Annotated in this window: 17 protein-coding genes and 1 pseudogene; 10 read left to right on the top strand and 8 right to left on the bottom strand. The window is 43.6% G+C overall.

Going from position 1 to position 15,923, the window contains the following annotated elements:
• Nucleotides 1–202 precede the first annotated feature (202 nt).
• The 4 genes from SPIBUDDY_RS12385 (at nt 203) to SPIBUDDY_RS12370 (ending at nt 5,621) form a co-directional block, all read left to right on the top strand.
• On the top strand, nt 203–1,339 hold the full coding sequence (locus SPIBUDDY_RS12385; RefSeq protein WP_013608107.1) for a DEAD/DEAH box helicase: 1,137 nt from the start codon (nt 203–205) through the stop codon (nt 1,337–1,339).
• A 206-nt stretch (nt 1,340–1,545) separates the two neighbouring features.
• Nucleotides 1,546–2,565, top strand: a complete 1,020-nt coding sequence (locus SPIBUDDY_RS12380) for an ABC transporter substrate-binding protein (RefSeq protein WP_013608106.1) — start codon at nt 1,546–1,548, stop codon at nt 2,563–2,565.
• A 1-nt stretch (nt 2,566) separates the two neighbouring features.
• On the top strand, nt 2,567–4,039 hold the full coding sequence (locus SPIBUDDY_RS12375; protein WP_013608105.1) for a sensor histidine kinase: 1,473 nt from the start codon (nt 2,567–2,569) through the stop codon (nt 4,037–4,039).
• A complete protein-coding gene (locus tag SPIBUDDY_RS12370) occupies nt 4,032–5,621 on the top strand; it encodes a response regulator (RefSeq protein ID WP_013608104.1) in 1,590 nt (529 codons plus the stop codon). Before SPIBUDDY_RS12375 ends, SPIBUDDY_RS12370 begins: the two co-directional genes overlap by 8 nt.
• 28 nt (nt 5,622–5,649) lie before the next feature.
• Here SPIBUDDY_RS12370 and SPIBUDDY_RS12365 read toward each other — a convergent pair whose 3' ends face one another.
• The 4 genes from SPIBUDDY_RS12365 to SPIBUDDY_RS12350 form a co-directional block, all read right to left on the bottom strand.
• Nucleotides 5,650–6,741: an ABC transporter permease gene (locus SPIBUDDY_RS12365; RefSeq protein WP_013608103.1), complete on the bottom strand. Its 1,092-nt coding sequence runs from the start codon at nt 6,739–6,741 to the stop codon at nt 5,650–5,652.
• 1 nt (nt 6,742) lies between these two features.
• The gene (locus SPIBUDDY_RS12360; RefSeq protein WP_013608102.1) at nt 6,743–7,837 is read right to left on the bottom strand and encodes an ABC transporter permease; all 1,095 of its coding nucleotides are present in this window, start codon (nt 7,835–7,837) and stop codon (nt 6,743–6,745) included.
• Nucleotides 7,825–9,342 (bottom strand): sugar ABC transporter ATP-binding protein, encoded by a 1,518-nt coding sequence (locus SPIBUDDY_RS12355; protein ID WP_013608101.1) that lies wholly within the window; start codon nt 9,340–9,342, stop codon nt 7,825–7,827. Before SPIBUDDY_RS12355 ends, SPIBUDDY_RS12360 begins: the two co-directional genes overlap by 13 nt.
• 103 nt (nt 9,343–9,445) lie before the next feature.
• Nucleotides 9,446–10,432 carry a substrate-binding domain-containing protein gene (locus SPIBUDDY_RS12350; protein ID WP_013608100.1) on the bottom strand — a complete coding sequence of 329 codons (987 nt, stop codon included), beginning with the start codon at nt 10,430–10,432 and terminating at the stop codon, nt 9,446–9,448.
• A 258-nt stretch (nt 10,433–10,690) separates the two neighbouring features.
• Between SPIBUDDY_RS12350 and SPIBUDDY_RS16450 the strand changes: the two genes are divergently transcribed.
• Nucleotides 10,691–10,813: a hypothetical protein gene (locus tag SPIBUDDY_RS16450; RefSeq protein WP_013608099.1), complete on the top strand. Its 123-nt coding sequence runs from the start codon at nt 10,691–10,693 to the stop codon at nt 10,811–10,813.
• Between the two features lie 303 nt (nt 10,814–11,116).
• On the opposite strand, the gene SPIBUDDY_RS12345 is transcribed toward SPIBUDDY_RS16450, so the two are convergent.
• Together SPIBUDDY_RS12345 and SPIBUDDY_RS12340 are read right to left on the bottom strand one after the other, a co-directional pair.
• Nucleotides 11,117–11,392: a type II toxin-antitoxin system YafQ family toxin gene (locus SPIBUDDY_RS12345; RefSeq protein WP_013608098.1), complete on the bottom strand. Its 276-nt coding sequence runs from the start codon at nt 11,390–11,392 to the stop codon at nt 11,117–11,119.
• Complete coding sequence (locus SPIBUDDY_RS12340) at nt 11,385–11,648, bottom strand: type II toxin-antitoxin system RelB/DinJ family antitoxin (protein WP_013608097.1); 264 nt, start codon at nt 11,646–11,648, stop codon at nt 11,385–11,387. The genes SPIBUDDY_RS12345 and SPIBUDDY_RS12340 overlap by 8 nt, the downstream gene beginning before the upstream one ends.
• A gap of 638 nt (nt 11,649–12,286) precedes the next feature.
• Between SPIBUDDY_RS12340 and SPIBUDDY_RS12335 the strand changes: the two genes are divergently transcribed.
• Both SPIBUDDY_RS12335 and SPIBUDDY_RS12330 read left to right on the top strand, forming a co-directional pair.
• Nucleotides 12,287–12,487 (top strand): YwbE family protein, encoded by a 201-nt coding sequence (locus SPIBUDDY_RS12335; protein WP_013608096.1) that lies wholly within the window; start codon nt 12,287–12,289, stop codon nt 12,485–12,487.
• A 17-nt stretch (nt 12,488–12,504) separates the two neighbouring features.
• Complete coding sequence (locus tag SPIBUDDY_RS12330) at nt 12,505–12,732, top strand: VF530 family protein (protein ID WP_013608095.1); 228 nt, start codon at nt 12,505–12,507, stop codon at nt 12,730–12,732.
• On the opposite strand, the gene SPIBUDDY_RS16225 is transcribed toward SPIBUDDY_RS12330, so the two are convergent.
• Nucleotides 12,729–12,971: a hypothetical protein gene (locus SPIBUDDY_RS16225; protein WP_155816111.1), complete on the bottom strand. Its 243-nt coding sequence runs from the start codon at nt 12,969–12,971 to the stop codon at nt 12,729–12,731. The two genes, SPIBUDDY_RS12330 and SPIBUDDY_RS16225, sit on opposite strands and share 4 nt — an antisense overlap.
• Nucleotides 12,972–13,239: 268 nt before the next feature.
• On the opposite strand from SPIBUDDY_RS16225, the pseudogene SPIBUDDY_RS16520 reads away from it, so the two are divergent.
• Both SPIBUDDY_RS16520 and SPIBUDDY_RS12320 read left to right on the top strand, forming a co-directional pair.
• Nucleotides 13,240–13,464, top strand: a pseudogene (locus tag SPIBUDDY_RS16520) (alpha/beta fold hydrolase); the annotation flags it as partial.
• 119 nt (nt 13,465–13,583) lie between these two features.
• Nucleotides 13,584–14,264 (top strand): MBL fold metallo-hydrolase, encoded by a 681-nt coding sequence (locus tag SPIBUDDY_RS12320; RefSeq protein ID WP_013608094.1) that lies wholly within the window; start codon nt 13,584–13,586, stop codon nt 14,262–14,264.
• Between the two features lie 497 nt (nt 14,265–14,761).
• Here SPIBUDDY_RS12320 and SPIBUDDY_RS16220 read toward each other — a convergent pair whose 3' ends face one another.
• A complete protein-coding gene (locus SPIBUDDY_RS16220) occupies nt 14,762–14,905 on the bottom strand; it encodes a hypothetical protein (RefSeq protein WP_155816109.1) in 144 nt (47 codons plus the stop codon).
• A gap of 242 nt (nt 14,906–15,147) precedes the next feature.
• Between SPIBUDDY_RS16220 and SPIBUDDY_RS12315 the strand changes: the two genes are divergently transcribed.
• Nucleotides 15,148–15,903 (top strand): DeoR/GlpR family DNA-binding transcription regulator, encoded by a 756-nt coding sequence (locus SPIBUDDY_RS12315; protein ID WP_013608093.1) that lies wholly within the window; start codon nt 15,148–15,150, stop codon nt 15,901–15,903.
• The last annotated feature ends 20 nt before the right edge of the window (nt 15,904–15,923 follow it).

Raw genomic sequence — 15,923 nt, 5'->3', positions numbered from 1 at the left:
AATTACATACTTTTTGCTGAATAGTCGAGATTTGATTCTTCGCTCATGCCATCAGAGTATGGGGAATGCACAAGTAAAAAGTGGTTAGAACAACCGCTGGCTAAAGCACCCCTGTACTCTCAAGAGGCAATAGCATATGATTCGCAACAGACCGTCCATCAATAATAAAGCTATACAAGTAGTATAAAAGGATCAAGCTCATATGCCATTTACTTCTTTGGGAATTTCAGAATCTCTGTGTGCTGTTTTACAGCGAGAAAATATTACAACGCCTTATCCAATTCAAACAGAAGTAATTCCAGCAGTCTTGAGCAAGAGAGACGTGCTTGGGATTGCCAAAACGGGATCGGGCAAGACTCTTAGCTATGTATTGCCTATCCTCATGAATATTCAAAAAAAAGTGGTTCTGAAAAGCAGGCATATCCAGGTATTGGTAATGGTTCCCACCAGAGAGCTGGCAGCGCAAGTTCATTCCGTGTTTTCCCAGTATATTCATGAATCAGGATTGCGTATAAAGACCCTTGCTGCCTTTGGCGGAGTATCAATCAATCCTCAAATGATGGCAATGAATAATGTAAGCATTCTCGTTGCTACCCCGGGCAGATTGTTGGAACTAGTCTCTTTACATGCTGTTAATTTGTCATCAGTGGAAATGGTAGTTCTCGATGAGGCAGACAAGATGTTAACGGTCGGTTTTGAGAAGGAAATGGATCAAGTTTTTGCGTTACTTCCTGAGAAACGCCAAAATTTGCTTTTTTCGGCAACGTTGAATGATCAGATTCAATCATTGGAAAAAGTTCTTTTGCATGATCCCTTGGTGATAAAAATCGAAGAGGAGTCAGATGCGTTGGATTATATCCATCAGAGTGCATATTTTATTCCAGAAGAACAAAAGGGACCGCTTTTACGGTACCTTATCAAGAGTCAGGATATGCAACAAGTATTGGTCTTTACTTCTTCTGTAGCAAGAGCTGATCGGGTTGTTGAGAAGCTGCAAAAAAACGGTATTGAGGCCAGATCAATTCATAGTAAGAAGACTCAGGGAGCGCGGACAGAACTGCTGCGGGATTTTAAGCTGGGATACCTCAGGGTATTGGTTACCACCGATCTGCTGTCCCGAGGAATTGACATTGAGTTCCTTCCCTTCGTCATTAACTATGAGTTGCCTCGTTCCCCTATCAATTTCATTCACAGAATTGGGAGAACGGGCCGTGCAGAAAGGTTTGGTGAAGCCATTACGCTTGTAAGTCCTTCAGAAGAAGCCCATTTCAAGGTGATAGAAAAGAAGATGAAGAAAAAGGTTCCCCGGATAGCGTGGGAGCCTCTTGGTCGTACCTAAGCGACTCTTTTCCGTAAAACCCAGAATTCATGCATCGTTGAGTGATTGTATCAGTTGCTTGACCAGAGGTTTCTTGAATGATACGAAATAATTTTGATGCAAATCCAAAACTATGCGCCAGAAGGCTGACATCCTCTAGTTTTCCTTGTTAATGCTTGTGCAGTGAATGTATAATCAGTTCATATGCACTCAAAAGGATCCTGTCAATGATTCATCATACAAGGCAAATCAGTAAGCGATTCCGTATTGTCATGATTGTTATAATCATCTGTTGTCTAGTCGGATGCGGCGCTCAGAAAAAGAAGGTCTCCCAATTTGAAGAAGACCATGGGATTATCGTAGGTTTTTCGCAGATTGGTGCTGAAAGCGCCTGGAGAACTTGCAACACCCGCTCAGTTCAGGATGCCGCAGCTGAAAAGGGCGTGCAGTTGGTGTATGCCAATGCTGAACAGAAACAGGAGAATCAGATAAAAGCATTACGTTCCTTTATCGCGTATCAAGTTGATGTGATAGTGTTTATACCGATTGTCACCGATGGCTGGGATAATGTACTGCAGGAAGCCCGGGATGCCGGTATTCCTGTTCTGGTCACCGACCGCAAGATTGCTGTTGAAGATCAATCCTTATATGCAGGATTCATAGGTACCGACAGCCTGAAGGAAGGCCGGACTGCCGGGCAATTTGTATTGGAAAAATTTGCAGCCAAGCGGGAGAGTTTCGGCCAAACCAAAGAACCCATTACGATTGTAGAGTTATTCGGAACAGAAGGTTCTTCCGTAGCAAACGGAAGAGCGGAAGGTTTCAGGGAAGTGCTAAAGTCGTATCCGGAGTTTCAAATCATATACAGTAAATCAGGTGATTTTCTCCGCTCAAAGGGATACGAACTCGCTGTGGAATTTCTCGAGATGTATGATGATATCGACGTTATTTTTTCGCACAACGATGGAATGACCCTTGGGGCGATCGAAGCAATGGAAGAGCGAGGGCTTCGTCCTGGAAAAGACATCGTCATCATCACTATTGATGCACAGCAGGAAGCCATCGATGCGCTGCGTGAAGGAAAGGTGAACTGTGTCATCGAGTGCAACCCTAAAACCGGTCCTGAAATTATCAAGCTGGCTCAGCGCTTGGCTGCTGGAGAAACAATTCCACGACTACAATATGTACATGAAGAAGTGTTCTATGAAACCGATAACCTTTCGCTCATAGAGCCGCGTGGGTATTAATATGAAGAAACATACATCCATTGTTGATAAGATTTTCTCAGTGTTCAAAAGCAGAAGCATAAAAGAGAGAATTAAGATTTCCTACGTGATCATAATCCTTCTGATGATAACACCTCCTGTTATTACGATTGTTTCGTTTGTTGTCCAAATGGGTCGCTATGACCGTATCATAACCAATGTCAGCAAGACAAACCGTCTCAACCAGACAGTAAAGATGGAAATCTCAGACGAAATATGGGATATCGTTGCTGGAAAAAAGAAATTCGATGAAGGTAGGCAGTACGACATCATTGATGGGATCAACGAGAGCCTGGATGATATCATGCAAACGACTGAAGAGCGAGAAAACCGACAGATGCTTGAAGTGGCGGGTAGGGCAGTCGATACGCTGAAGCGCAATGTTGACCGGTTGGGAAGTCAGATAGCGAACCAGTCTCTGGTGAGTGAAAATGAAGAAATCCTCGATGAAATTCGAGGGGTATCCGCCCTTATCTATGATATCCTTCAGGATTTTATTGTACGGGTGATAGAATCGGCAACGATAACAAATGAGCATCATAAACGTATTACTTTCGTACTTACAGTCATTCAGATTTTTACCGTATTTTTTGTTACCATCTTTGCTGTTTTTACCCAACGTTCAGTGACTGCCAGTATCAATAATCCTATTAAAAGACTTGAGAACCTGTCTAAAAGAATTGCTGAGGGAGATTTCTCTGTCAGGGTAAAACTTCCGCAGGTAAGCGAGCTTGACGGTCTGACCGACAACCTGAACATCATGGCAGTCAAAATCCAAGCATTGATCGCAGAGAATGTGCGGGAACAGCAAAACCTTCAGAAATCGGAGATGAAGGCCCTTCAGGCTCAGATTACACCACATTTTCTCTATAACACATTCGATACGATAGTCTGGCTTGCAGAAGAAAAGAAAAATGATCAGGTCATTGACATTACCCGTGCCTTTTCCAGTTTTTTCAGGATATCTCTCAACAAGGGCAAAGATTTTCTCACGGTCAGCGAGGAATTTGAGCATGTGAAAAGCTATCTGACTATTCAGAAAATTAGATATAGGGACATCCTGGATTATGAAATCGAGTACATGCCTGAGATGGCAGACTGTCAAATTTTGAAACTATTGCTCCAGCCTCTTGTTGAAAACGCATTGTACCATGGAATTAAGAACAAAAGGGGTCGTGGATTATTGTCGGTGAAGGGCTGGCGTGAAAACAATCGCCTTTGTTTTTCCGTTCAGGACAATGGAATAGGAATGACACAAGAAAAATTAGCGAACATCATGAAACAGATTAGTGGTTCGGCCGATCCCGAGGATTTGAACAATGTCTATGGACTGTATAATGTTAATAAGAGACTTGAGCTGTATTATGATGCTAGCACAAAGCTGGAAATAACAAGTCAGTATCAAAAGGGTACTACCGTGTATTTCAGCGTACCTGAGGTTGGATTCAATGTATAAGGTTTTTATTGCAGAAGACGAGATAGTAGTACGTGAAGGGCTGCGAAACAGCATTCAGTCGGGGACAGGCCCCTTTGTCCTCGTGGGTGAAGCTTCCGACGGCGAGATGGCCCTATCAATTATGAAGGATTTGAAACCCGATATCCTGATTACTGATATTAGAATGCCGTTTGTTGATGGACTTAGCCTTTCTAGAATTATCAAGAAGATACTTCCCTGGATAAAAATAATCATAATTTCAGGGCATGATGAATTTCAGTACGCACAAGAGGCAATATCAATCGGTGTTGACGAATACCTTCTCAAACCCATTTCTGCCTCAGGTATGCTAGAAACGCTTAATAAACTGGTAGATACGATTGAACAGGAAAAAAAGCACCTTTCAAGCATAGAGAACCTTAAACAGCAGGCCCAATCCAATTCGGACTTGATTAGGGAACGCTGGCTATGCGACTTGGTAACCGGTATTGTCAAAACGGAAGATGCGCTTGAGAAAGGAGGTGATATGGGCATAGACCTCATCGCCCATGGCTATCTTGCAGCAATCATCAAGCTTTCCATCTCCTCTGAGGACTATTCCAATTTGATTACCGCCAAGCTCCATATAAACAGTCTTATTGACAATCAAGAAGAGGTGGTATGCTTTTCACAAAGCAGGGACTCCATCATCCTGCTGTTGATGCAGCTTGTATCTGAATCGCTCGAGGAGACTGCTTATACATTAGGCCAGGCGATCAAATATGAGGTTGAACGAAACACCGACTGCATGGTAACCATTGGAATAGGCTCTTTCGTTGAGCGAATCGGAAGCCTGTCGCAATCCTATGCTGATGCGGAAAAAGCTATAAAATTTTCTGTTAAAACCGGTCAGAACCTGATATTTGGAATACATGACCTGAACTCCTTTTCGGAAATTGATTTTTTAAAACTGGACGGTAGCCCCATATCGGAGCGGCTGAAATATGTAAAGAAATCAGGTATCAACGAAATCATCGCCCAGTATATGACCATGATAGGCGATGACCCTTTTCAGACCACTCTCATAAGCTATTACCTTCTCTATGATCTTATGGTGGCTATATCAAGGATTATTGATGAACTGGGTGGTGTTGTTCAGGAAGTTATACCATGGGTAGCAAATAAATCGCAGCTTTCAGAGATAGCCGGCTCAAAAGAGACTTTCTGTGACGGTGTGAAGTCAATCCTGGATGCATTCATAGATTTCAGGGATTTAAAATCAGCGGGCAAATACTATGAAATGATTCAGAAGGCGAAGCAGCATATAAACCTGCATTTTGCCGACCAAGATATTTCCCTGCACTCAGTGGCCTCGATCGTGCATGTTAGTCCAAACCATTTCAGTACCATCTTTTCTCAGGAAACCGGGGAGACCTTCATTGAATATCTTACTCGAGTCCGTATTAATACATCGAAAGACCTGTTGCTGACGACAGCGCTCAGAAGTGCGGACATCGCCTACGATGTAGGATTTGGTGATCCCCATTATTTCAGTTATATTTTCAAGAAACATACAGGCATTTCCCCCCGGGAATTTAGAACCGGGAGCAAATGCCTGAATTGAAAATGGAGTCTCTCGCTAGCCTTTGCGGCTATTTATGATTTTGGGCTTGATCCTTGTCCGACAGCCGCAACCAAGGCGGTAGCGCAATACTGATTCTTTTTCTGTCACGAAGCGACATGATGACGCTTTGCAGCACGATGAAGAAATAGAGCAAAAGTCCGCTTACCATTGCTTGGAAGTTTGATTGAACTCCCGCTGCTCGGATTAGTTCGTTGATTATCAGAAGCGTCAACGTGCCTATAGGGGCGCCAAGCAGGTTTCCTACGCCGCCGTTGAGCAACGTACCACCTATGATAGCCGAGGCTATTGCTTTCATTTCGGCTCCTGCCGCATTTCCGACATTGCCTGCTCCTGTTGTCATTATGTACACAAAACCCGCGATACCGGCCGTCAATCCACTAATCACATAGGTGATGAATATCGTTCTCTTTACGTTGATGCCGAGCATCATAGCGCTGCGACTATTGCCACCGACGGCGTAGACATTGCGCCCGAAGCGCGACCACTTCATCAAGGACGCAAGAATGGCAAGAAGGATTACAACAAGTATAGCACCGGGTTTTATTTCACACGGAATGAAGATTCCCAGTCTGTTTTTCGTACCAAGCCATGTGATCACTATATCAAAATCCCTCAAACTCACGAATGCAGGCATGGTGACATTGATAGGGTCCTTATGGAGTGTCGTCAACAGTCCCTGTGCCAGGAACAACCCTGACAAGGTAATGATAAACGGTTGAATCTCAAGATAGGCTATGAGATATCCTTGCAGGATTCCGAACGCAATGCCTATGCCCAGTGCAATAAGGATGGCACCGGCGATGCTCCCTGACTTAGACTGGAGGAAGACTGCACAGGCCATTGTTATCAACCCACATACTGAGCCGATGGAGATGTCGATACCGCCACCGATCATAACGATGCATAGTCCAAGTGTCATGATGATGAGTGGGGCATTGAGGTTGAATAAGTCAAAGAACGTCTGAAACTGCATGAAACTGGCTGGATACCAGATAATTGCAAACAGGTACATCAGCACAAATATGACTGCAGCGATGAGAAATAGAATATTCGAATTCGATAGTCTTGCTTTTGGTTTGATTACATTCATAGATGCCATCCTATTCCTCCTTCTTTTTGGCTGTGTTCGTGGGGGGAATGGTTGAAGCTCCACCCTTGCTCTGGCTTGCAGGAATTCTCCACGCTCGAACCTTGTCCAGGGATTTGCTGATAAAAACCCTGACTACAGGCGATGAGACCACCATGAGAATGATTATGAAGACCGCCTTGAAAACCTTGATCATCGCGGGTTCAATCTCCAGCCTCAGCAGGGTCCTATTCAGCATCTCTATCGTGTACGCACCGATTATGGAACCGGTAATGCTGAACTTCCCACCGCTCAGTGAGTTTCCGCCTATGGCCACGGCGAGAATCGCATCCATCATGATAAGTTTGAGCAAGTTGACGCTATCGTGACGCCCTGCTTTGTTCACTGCAATGAAACCTGCAACTGCGGAACAGAATCCCATAATCAAGAAGGTCAAAAATATGATTTTCTTGGGATTGATACCATTGAGGCGTGCAGCATTCGGGTTGATCCCCACGGTCTCTACATAGAGCTTGAGCGTTGTAGTCTTGAACAGCACTGCAACAAACACGATGAAGACAACAGTCAGGATTATTGGAGTCTGTATTGGTACTCCTGGAATAACCGTACCGATTTTATTCGATATATCGTTCGCAAGGATGGGAGATAATTTTCCGTCGATCATGAAGGCTATCGACCGGCCACCTGTAAACAGGATAAGTGATGCAACCATTGGCTGAACCTTGAATACTGAAACCAAGGCACCGTTGAATGCGCCAAGAGCCAAGCCTGCAACACAACTTAAGAGGAAACCCATCACTATGGTAAACAGGGTGACCTCACCGGCCTGTAGCACAAACAGCACAAATACCGCAGAAGTAATGGTGGCACTCTCTCCGATGCTGATGTCCTGTCCTCGTGAAGCTGCCGTTACCAGCGTCATGCCTATGGACAGGATGACCAGCTCGGAGGCCCCAAACAAGATATTCGGAATATTCCCGTAGAGTGCCCCGTTTACCATGGTTATGGAGAAATAGTCGGCACCCTTTATCAAATTAATGATAATGAGCAGCGCCAAAACCGAGAGAGGGAGAAACAGGTAAGAAAAGTTTTTTATCAATTTGCGCATTTGGTCTTTCCCCCCTGTGCGATTACGTTCATTACATCGTTCTCCGTCAACTCTGTTCCCTTGAGTTCTGCTACAATTTCACGGTCTTTCATGACTATCAAACGGGAACAGGTTCTCAGCATCTCTTCAATTTCTGAAGAGATGAATGTCAAGCTCATTCCTTCACTTGCGAGCTTGAGTACAAGTTTCTGAATCTCGACTTTGGTGCCAACATCGATACCACGGGTTGGTTCATCCAGGATCAAGTACTCCGGGTTGGTAAGCAACCATCGGGCCAGAATGACTTTCTGCTGGTTGCCTCCAGAAAGAGATTTGATCGGCGTGTTGGGAGTCGGAGTCTTGATATTCAACTTCTCAATATACTCTTCGGCAAAGGTCTGTGCCTGTTTTAATGAGAGCGGTTTGAAAAATCCTTTCAGGACCTGCAGGGTGAGAATGATATTGTCTCGTACCGACAGGTCATCGATGATTCCATCGTCTTTGCGGTCTTCGGGCAAATATCCTATTCCTTGCTGTATGGCTTGCAGGGGTGTTTTGATCTTCACCCGCTTACCCTTCATTCTTACTTCACCACCGGTTACCTTATCTGCTGCGAAAATTGCACGGGCACTTTCACTGCGTCCGGAGCCGAGCAGTCCGGCAAACCCATTCACTTCACCTTTTTGTATGGTAAAGTTGAAGGGTCTTACTCCTGCGGCACTTGAAAGCTCTCTCCCTTCAAAGACCGGGATGGTGGTGTCGGTTACAATCGGCTCATGTTTTTGTAATTTGGTAATATCCTCAAGTACATTTCCCAGCATCTTTGAGATGAGGTCGAATTGGGAAAGCGAGGATGTTTCATATTCGCCTACCAGCTTCCCATTGCGAAGCACGGTAATTCTATCGCTGATTTCATATACCTGCTCGAGAAAGTGAGTGATAAAGATGATTCCCACGCCCCGCTCTTTCAACTCACGCATGAGGGCGAAGAGTTTCTGTACCTCGTCTTCATCAAGAGAGGAAGTTGGCTCGTCGAGTATGAGGATCTTGCAGTCCATATCGACTGCACGGGCGATTGCAATCATCTGCTGTACCGCAAGCGAGCAGCTTGAAAGTTCCTGGATCGGGCTTGCTGGAATACCCAGTGATGCAAGCAACTGCGCCGCCTTTTCGTTCATTTGCTTCCAATTGACAAATGAGCTGTGACTGCGGCCGATACACATATTCTCTGCCACAGTTAAATTCGAACACAGCATTATTTCCTGATAGACGGTGCCTATTCCTTTGTTTTGCGCTTCTTCCGGTGTCTTACAGTGGATAGGTTCTCCCTGTAAGGTAATTAAGCCGGCGTCCTTTTCGTAGACTCCGGTAATGACTTTAATCAGTGTGGATTTGCCTGCTCCGTTTTCTCCCATGAGAGCATGGATCTCCCCCTTTCGGAGTTTGAAGTCCACGCCGTCCAGAGCTTTGACTCCGGGAAATGATTTGCAGATATCCTTCATTTCGAGTATGGTTTCTGACAACAATCCAAGATCTCCTTATGCTCATAGGGAAAAGCTAGGTGCGGTGCGGTATTCACATACCACACTGCACACATAGCTTCGTTGTGATCGAAAATCTTACGATTACTTACCTGGTGATTACACCCTTGCCAGGATCTGCGTTGATGCCCCACTTGTCGATGAGTTCATCGCTAATGGTTGCAGTAGTCAAGAGCAGTTCTTCCTGATAGATGGTTCCGCTGGGGATGGTTCCACTCTTTATCCATTTGGAAATCTCAGCTGCCTGACGGGGATTGCATTGCATGTCGGCATCCCAGTAACCGGCCTGGACGTTGCGAAGTGCAAAACGGTTGAAGTCAAATCCGATGACCTTGACCTTTCCGTCTTTGCCATGGCTGATACCGGCTGCTTCGAGTGCCTGAACGGCGCCTTGTGCCATACCATCATTTTCTGCGTAGATAACGTTGAAATCTTTGCCTGCTGCAATTGCTGCTTCAACAACTTTGCGGGCTTCTTCAAGACTCCAGCTGTCTCCACCGGTTCCATCTGCTACGATGGTGAGCTTTCCAGCTTTTGCGGCTTCGAGTACGGCTCCACTTCGGCCGATTTCAGCTGCAGAACCCATCTGTCCGCGAATGAGGATCAGATTGATCTTAGGAAGACCAAGGCCCAACACCCATTCCACTGCTTTCTTGCCTTCATAGGCCATGTCGGAGAGCAGAGCTGCCTGGTAATTGGCTTTGTCCGTATCGATTGCACGGTCGAAGAGGATTACTTTTATGCCGGCATCTTTTGCGGACTTGAGGGTGTCATCCCATCCAGAAGCGTTTGCTGCTGAGATCAGAAGATAGTCCACTCCGTCACGAATGTAGCCTTTCGCGGCAGCGATCTGTTCGCTGTTGTCCATTGTGTTGGTCTGTTTTGCGTCATAGCCGTTGGCTGTTGAGAACACAGTGTTCATGTCTTCAACGTTAGCTTGCCGATATCCGGATTCTTCTGGGGGCAGATTGACAATACCCACCTTGGTAAGACCGGTCTCCTTCTGACCTTGGGCGAACAGAACGCCTGAACCCAACATAACCAGAACCATCAAAAGAACTAGAGTCTTTTTCATGTTCTCCTCCTTTTAGGGAATCATAAAAAATTTGGATAGTTGTTTAGCGGCAACGCCGCATCTAATAACAAAATCCTAAAGTCTGCTATGTCAGAAGTACATGAAGTATTCTATCGAGTTTGGTATGATATTTTACGCTTTCAAACCAAATCCTGTGAAAGGAGAAATAAGGTTTGCTATTTTATGAAAAAGGTACGTTTTCTTCCGATTTCAACAAGGACATCGTATAAATCATAAAATAGGTGTAGGAGGGTGGAGATGGAAAAAGGGGTGAGGCATTCGATGAGAAAGAGCCACCGGATGAAGAAGGTGCCGGCTTATTGGAAGAGGGTAGTGTTTGCTGAGATTGTTCAGCTTGCTATGAAGGAAATGCAACGATAGTGGCTAGAAGGGAAATCACTCAACAAGTTGACTGATCATACAGCTAGTTGCCCGGCTTTTAGCATCGATGAGGCATTGCCATTGCAGTAATAGGCTTTACAGTCAGTATCGGCTGATCTTTCAAATCTGAAGGACTCAGATGCTAAGAATTCTCATCTGATGTTTTATATTCATTTCCCGTGCACTCTACGTGTTGAAGTAATAAACAGATTTAGCAATCGCTATATCAATGATTTCCGTCGCGTTCTTGGCTCCTTCCACTGATTCGAACAAGCTAAGCCATGAAATGCAGGCGTCCACGACTCAGAACAATTCGCTATGACTTCCCGTTCTTGTCAAGGTAAGGACAAGTTTTTCATTGTTCACAGAGTAAACTAAAAGCCAATCGGGCTTGATGTGGCATTCCCTTTGACTCTTGAATTTCTTGGAGTCGATCAATGCATGATCGCGAAATTTCTCTGGCAGAGATAGTCCTTGCCGCAGCAGGTCAATTACCTCATCAAGCAAGGTTATCTCCCCGGATTTGGACACTTTTCGATAATCTTTCTTGAATTGGTTGGTGAAATAGAGATCAAACATTCAAGGCAACTTTTAGCTCTTTCATCGATTTGTATGGTCCGGAAAGATTCTTTCCGTTCTCTGCATCATCCATTGCTGCGAGAGTCTCTTTATTGGGAAAGCTCTTGGAGACATTGAAGGGAATTCCATTCATGTCAATCGATTTTAAAAGGAAAATGTTGATTGCAGTGGACATATCCAATCCAATGCTTTCATAAAGTGCTTGAGCCTCTGCTTTTATCTTCTCGTTCACTCGAACGGTAATGGTTCCAGACATTTTTGTTCTCCTTGATTACAACTTTAGTACATTGTATATACAAATGCAATATTTGGCTAGGTGATCGCACGAATCTTCGTAAAACCAGAAAGCTGAAGACTATCGATTCTCAACAGTCCAGGGGTTCTCGAATCAAAAAGATTAATTGCACCAATCGTTCTTTTCCTGAACTTCAGCCCGAATTGCTAAAGACTCTCGCCTATTATGAAATGGCCAACTTGGATTACGGGAAATGAATAAAGGCTGGGCTGTACCTGATGGCATTCGAACCTGTTTTCTTCAGTCTATACCTATTCCGCCCAAAACATGACGTTGATTACATGAAGATTATTATCAGGGCTATACTAAGACCAGGTTTTGGACAGGAGGACATACATGGATTCTTTTAAGAAAGAGGTTTTGTTTGAGACTCAGAAATAGCGGAACACGGTCAATGTAATTGCTGCTAAATACGGAATCTCGGGAAGACGCGAATGGAGAACAAAATCCTACACTCTGTTGATTTGTCGGCAATGCCAGCTAGAGCCTCCAGCATACTTGGAATGCTGGCAGTTTGGCACCTGGTGCAAATCTGATACGGATTGCTCTTCAACTTTATTCCATTCTCCTATAGAGTGAGGGGTGTGGGAGAGATCGATATGGATGGTAAGACAAGAGCTAATATACACGCTGGATTGGAAGTGCTTATCGTCCTCAAGCAGGACCAAGCCACAGGTAACACCACCAAAGGTGTGGTCAAGGACATCCTGACCAACTCCAGCACGCATCCGCACGGCATCAAGGTCCGCCTTGAGAGTGGTGAAGTAGGGCGGGTGAAGGAGATTCTATCACGGACATAACCAATTCAACTACACAAGTGAACAACCCCCTCCATGGTATAACGCTGGAGAATTTGCTTATCCGTCTGGTCGATTACTACGGCTGGGACGGGCTGTTCGAAAGGTTGCAACTACAATGCTTCTATAACGATCCCAGCATCAAATCCAGCTTGAAGTTCCTACGCAAGAATCTTTGGGCGCGGACAAAGCTGGAGAATATCTACCTGGACCTTGAATATTACCTGAACGAGGAATCGAGGCGTTAGAGGTAGGCTGAAAAAGCTGGGTATTTTTCTTTAGATCCTTGAAATGAAGAATCAACAAAGAATCCTACTTCAAGTAATATTTTTTCTCCATCGATGTAATCAGTACAAACCCATGTTGTAAATCCTTCAGCTTCCTCCTCAATAATTGTTTTGGTGTTAATGATGAGTGTTCTTGGACCAGATGCAGTAGCAGAAGCAGGTGGAATTAGGCTAACACAGGAAGCTAATAAAAAACGCACAACACAACTACAATGAATATGGAAAACGCCATGGCAGTGGTATTTTACAATCTCTATGGAAGATATGGAAATCCTTCCGGATGCCGGGAGTTGGATTTGGCAATCATCCTATCATGATGAGAATAAGATTATGGAAACTTTCGTAGTATCATACGATGGTGTGAATATTCACTACAGCATCAGCGGAAACGGGAGACTTGCGCTCGTTTGTATCCACGGTTGGTTGGGTAATGAACATTGATGGAATGAACAGAGAAAGTATTTCAGCAAACAATACGCAGTTGTTTGTCTTGAATTTGCTGGGTATGGAAAATCAGGGAAAAACAGGGTCGACTGGACAAGTAGTCGGTACGCTGAGGATATTCTTGCGGTTCTTGAAATCGTGGATGCAGACGAATTCATTTTGATTGGACATTCTCAATTCTTGAGAGGATACTACAGCGTTTTAAAAGCATCTTTGCCCCAAAGGTCAATGATTGAAAGATTGTGGTAATATATGTTGCTATGTGTGAGAAACAAGTTAAAATTTTCGTAAAAAGGCATTGACGCTAATACAAAACATACGTGGAACTTAGGTACAGGTAAACAATAAAAAATAGAAGGAGAAAAGCCATGTCGAAAGGTATAGAAATAATCGATGTAGGTGGGGTGAACTGTTATTTGATCGAAGCCGATGATGACTTTGTGCTCATAGATACTGGGTTTTCCACAAAACGTATGTTTCTTGATGAAGTGCTGAAAAAAGCAATCAATAAGCCCGGAGAAGTACCTAAAAAGTTAAAGCTTGTTATTTTAACTCATGGCGATTCCGATCATGCTGGAAATTGTAAGTTCCTTAAAGAAAATTACGGAGCGAAAATCGCAATGCACTTTGAGGATTCTAAGATGGTCGAAAATGGTGATATGTCGTGGAATCGAAAGTCAAAACCTGATAAAATCTCTTTTACTTTTAGATTAGTTACGCTTGCTTTCGGTAAGAATAGTGCTTTTGGCACGTTTAAACCTGATATTTACTTGCAGGAGGGACAAAATCTCTCTAAGTTTGGTTTATCTGCAAAAGTAATTCATCTTCCGGGGCACTCAAAGGGATCTATTGGTGTACTGACAAACGAAGGCGATTTATTTTGCGGTGACTTGATTTACAATTTCGCAGGTTTCAAGTATATCGATAATCTTGAAGACTTTAACAAAAGCATAGATAAACTGAAGAAGTTAGATATCAATATCCTTTACCCTGGTCATGGAAAACCATTTTCTATAAGTAATTTTTATAGAAAAGTTAACAAGAAATAAGTCGAAGATTATTGTCAACAAACAAAAGTTGTTACGTTAATTCTATGATTATATGAATTATGTATCAGAGGTCCTAGGGATTTTACAGAATTGAATCCTTGGATCTTTCTGATGATTTCAAGAGTTTGTTTTATGCCGAAATTGGAGTTTGGATAGACCTGAGATACGAAGAAATTTTGTTCGTGTGCTCCAATTTCCTCCTCAATGAGGATTTCCTACCTGATACCGTGAGACGTTCGGCATCTATCTTGTCAATTATTGGTACCATTAAGAACTTCCAAATCCTCCGTAGAAATCGCAAAATTGTACTTCCAGACCGCATATTTCTAACTTTGGGTTTCTCGTAGAATATCCCGAAAATCCTCTTCTCTGTTTCATCTGTTTAGATTATGGCCTCCTGACTTTTTTGACTTGCTGAAAGAGAAATCAGTCAAAATAGTTGAATAGGATCACCAAATGAAGGTTTCTAGGGAAATGTGAGAAAATAGATTCTCCTACTAAATCCGGTTCCGCTTCTTTTGCAGATTCATCTTTGTGGCAGGGAGGAACTTCATGATAGTCATGTCCCTGCGAAAGTCTTTCATCTTCAGAAGCCTTGGCCTGTCCAGGTACTTTTGACTGACATTGATTAGGGTAGCCATGACATCGGGATAGGCACCCTTGCTAGTGTCAAGGACTTTTTTATATAGGGAAACTTTTAGGCTGACTCTAACAACATCAAACTAGTTCGAAAACAAACATAGAAATTGATTTGTCTTTAAAAATGCCTTGTTAGATGAAGAAAAATCAAAATAGTTCTTGACAATCAGGAAAAAGTGTTTGATTATGAACACAATAATTGTTAGAAAACAAACACGATACTGTGAAAATCGGAGGTGTAGGGATGAATGAGCGACGAGTGAATATCATTGGTATCTTGGAAAAAAATGGATTTGCCTCAGTCTCCCTTCTTGCAGAAGCCTTGGGCGTTTCCGACATGACCATCCGAAGGGATTTGGATTATCTTGAAGAAAAAAAGAAAGTAAGAAGAGTTCATGGAGGAGCGGTTACGGTGGAGAACTGCAACCGAGAACCAGCCTTTGAGCAAAGAGCCACAAATCTTGTCGAAGAGAAACGCAATATTGCGCGCTTGGCTGCGACCTTGGTGGAGACAGAAACCACTATTGCCTTAGATAGTGGTTCTACTGCACTCGAATTGGTCAAATGTCTCGTAGATATTCCCCAGTTAACCATCGTCACGTCCAGCATTCATATAATGAATCTTTGTCTGAGTCATCCAAATATTCAAATACTTGTACCTCCGGGGCATCTGCGTCCACACGAAGGTTCCATAGTTGGGAGTGAAACCGTCGAGTTTCTTCGCACCATTCATGTGGACCAATTCTTTATGGGCGTAGGGGGAATTGATAGTAAGGCTGGTGTTACAGAATACAACATGGATGATATTGCTGTCAAAAAAGCGCTAGCTGCGAATGCAAAACAACTCATCGTCCTGGCCGACGCCAGCAAGTTCAATAAGATAACATTTGCAAAAATCTGTGATCTCGATCTTATAGATTGTCTGGTCACGAATGCAACATTACCAAAAAATTTACAAGAACTATTCGATGACCTGGGAACTATGGTTCTCAAGCCATAATAAATAAGAAGAGTACAAAG

Source organism: Sphaerochaeta globosa str. Buddy (assembly GCF_000190435.1).
GTDB classification, from domain to species: Bacteria; Spirochaetota; Spirochaetia; order Sphaerochaetales; family Sphaerochaetaceae; genus Sphaerochaeta; species Sphaerochaeta globosa.
Note: the sequence above shows the minus strand (reverse complement) of the source record. Positions and strands in the feature narration are given on the sequence as shown.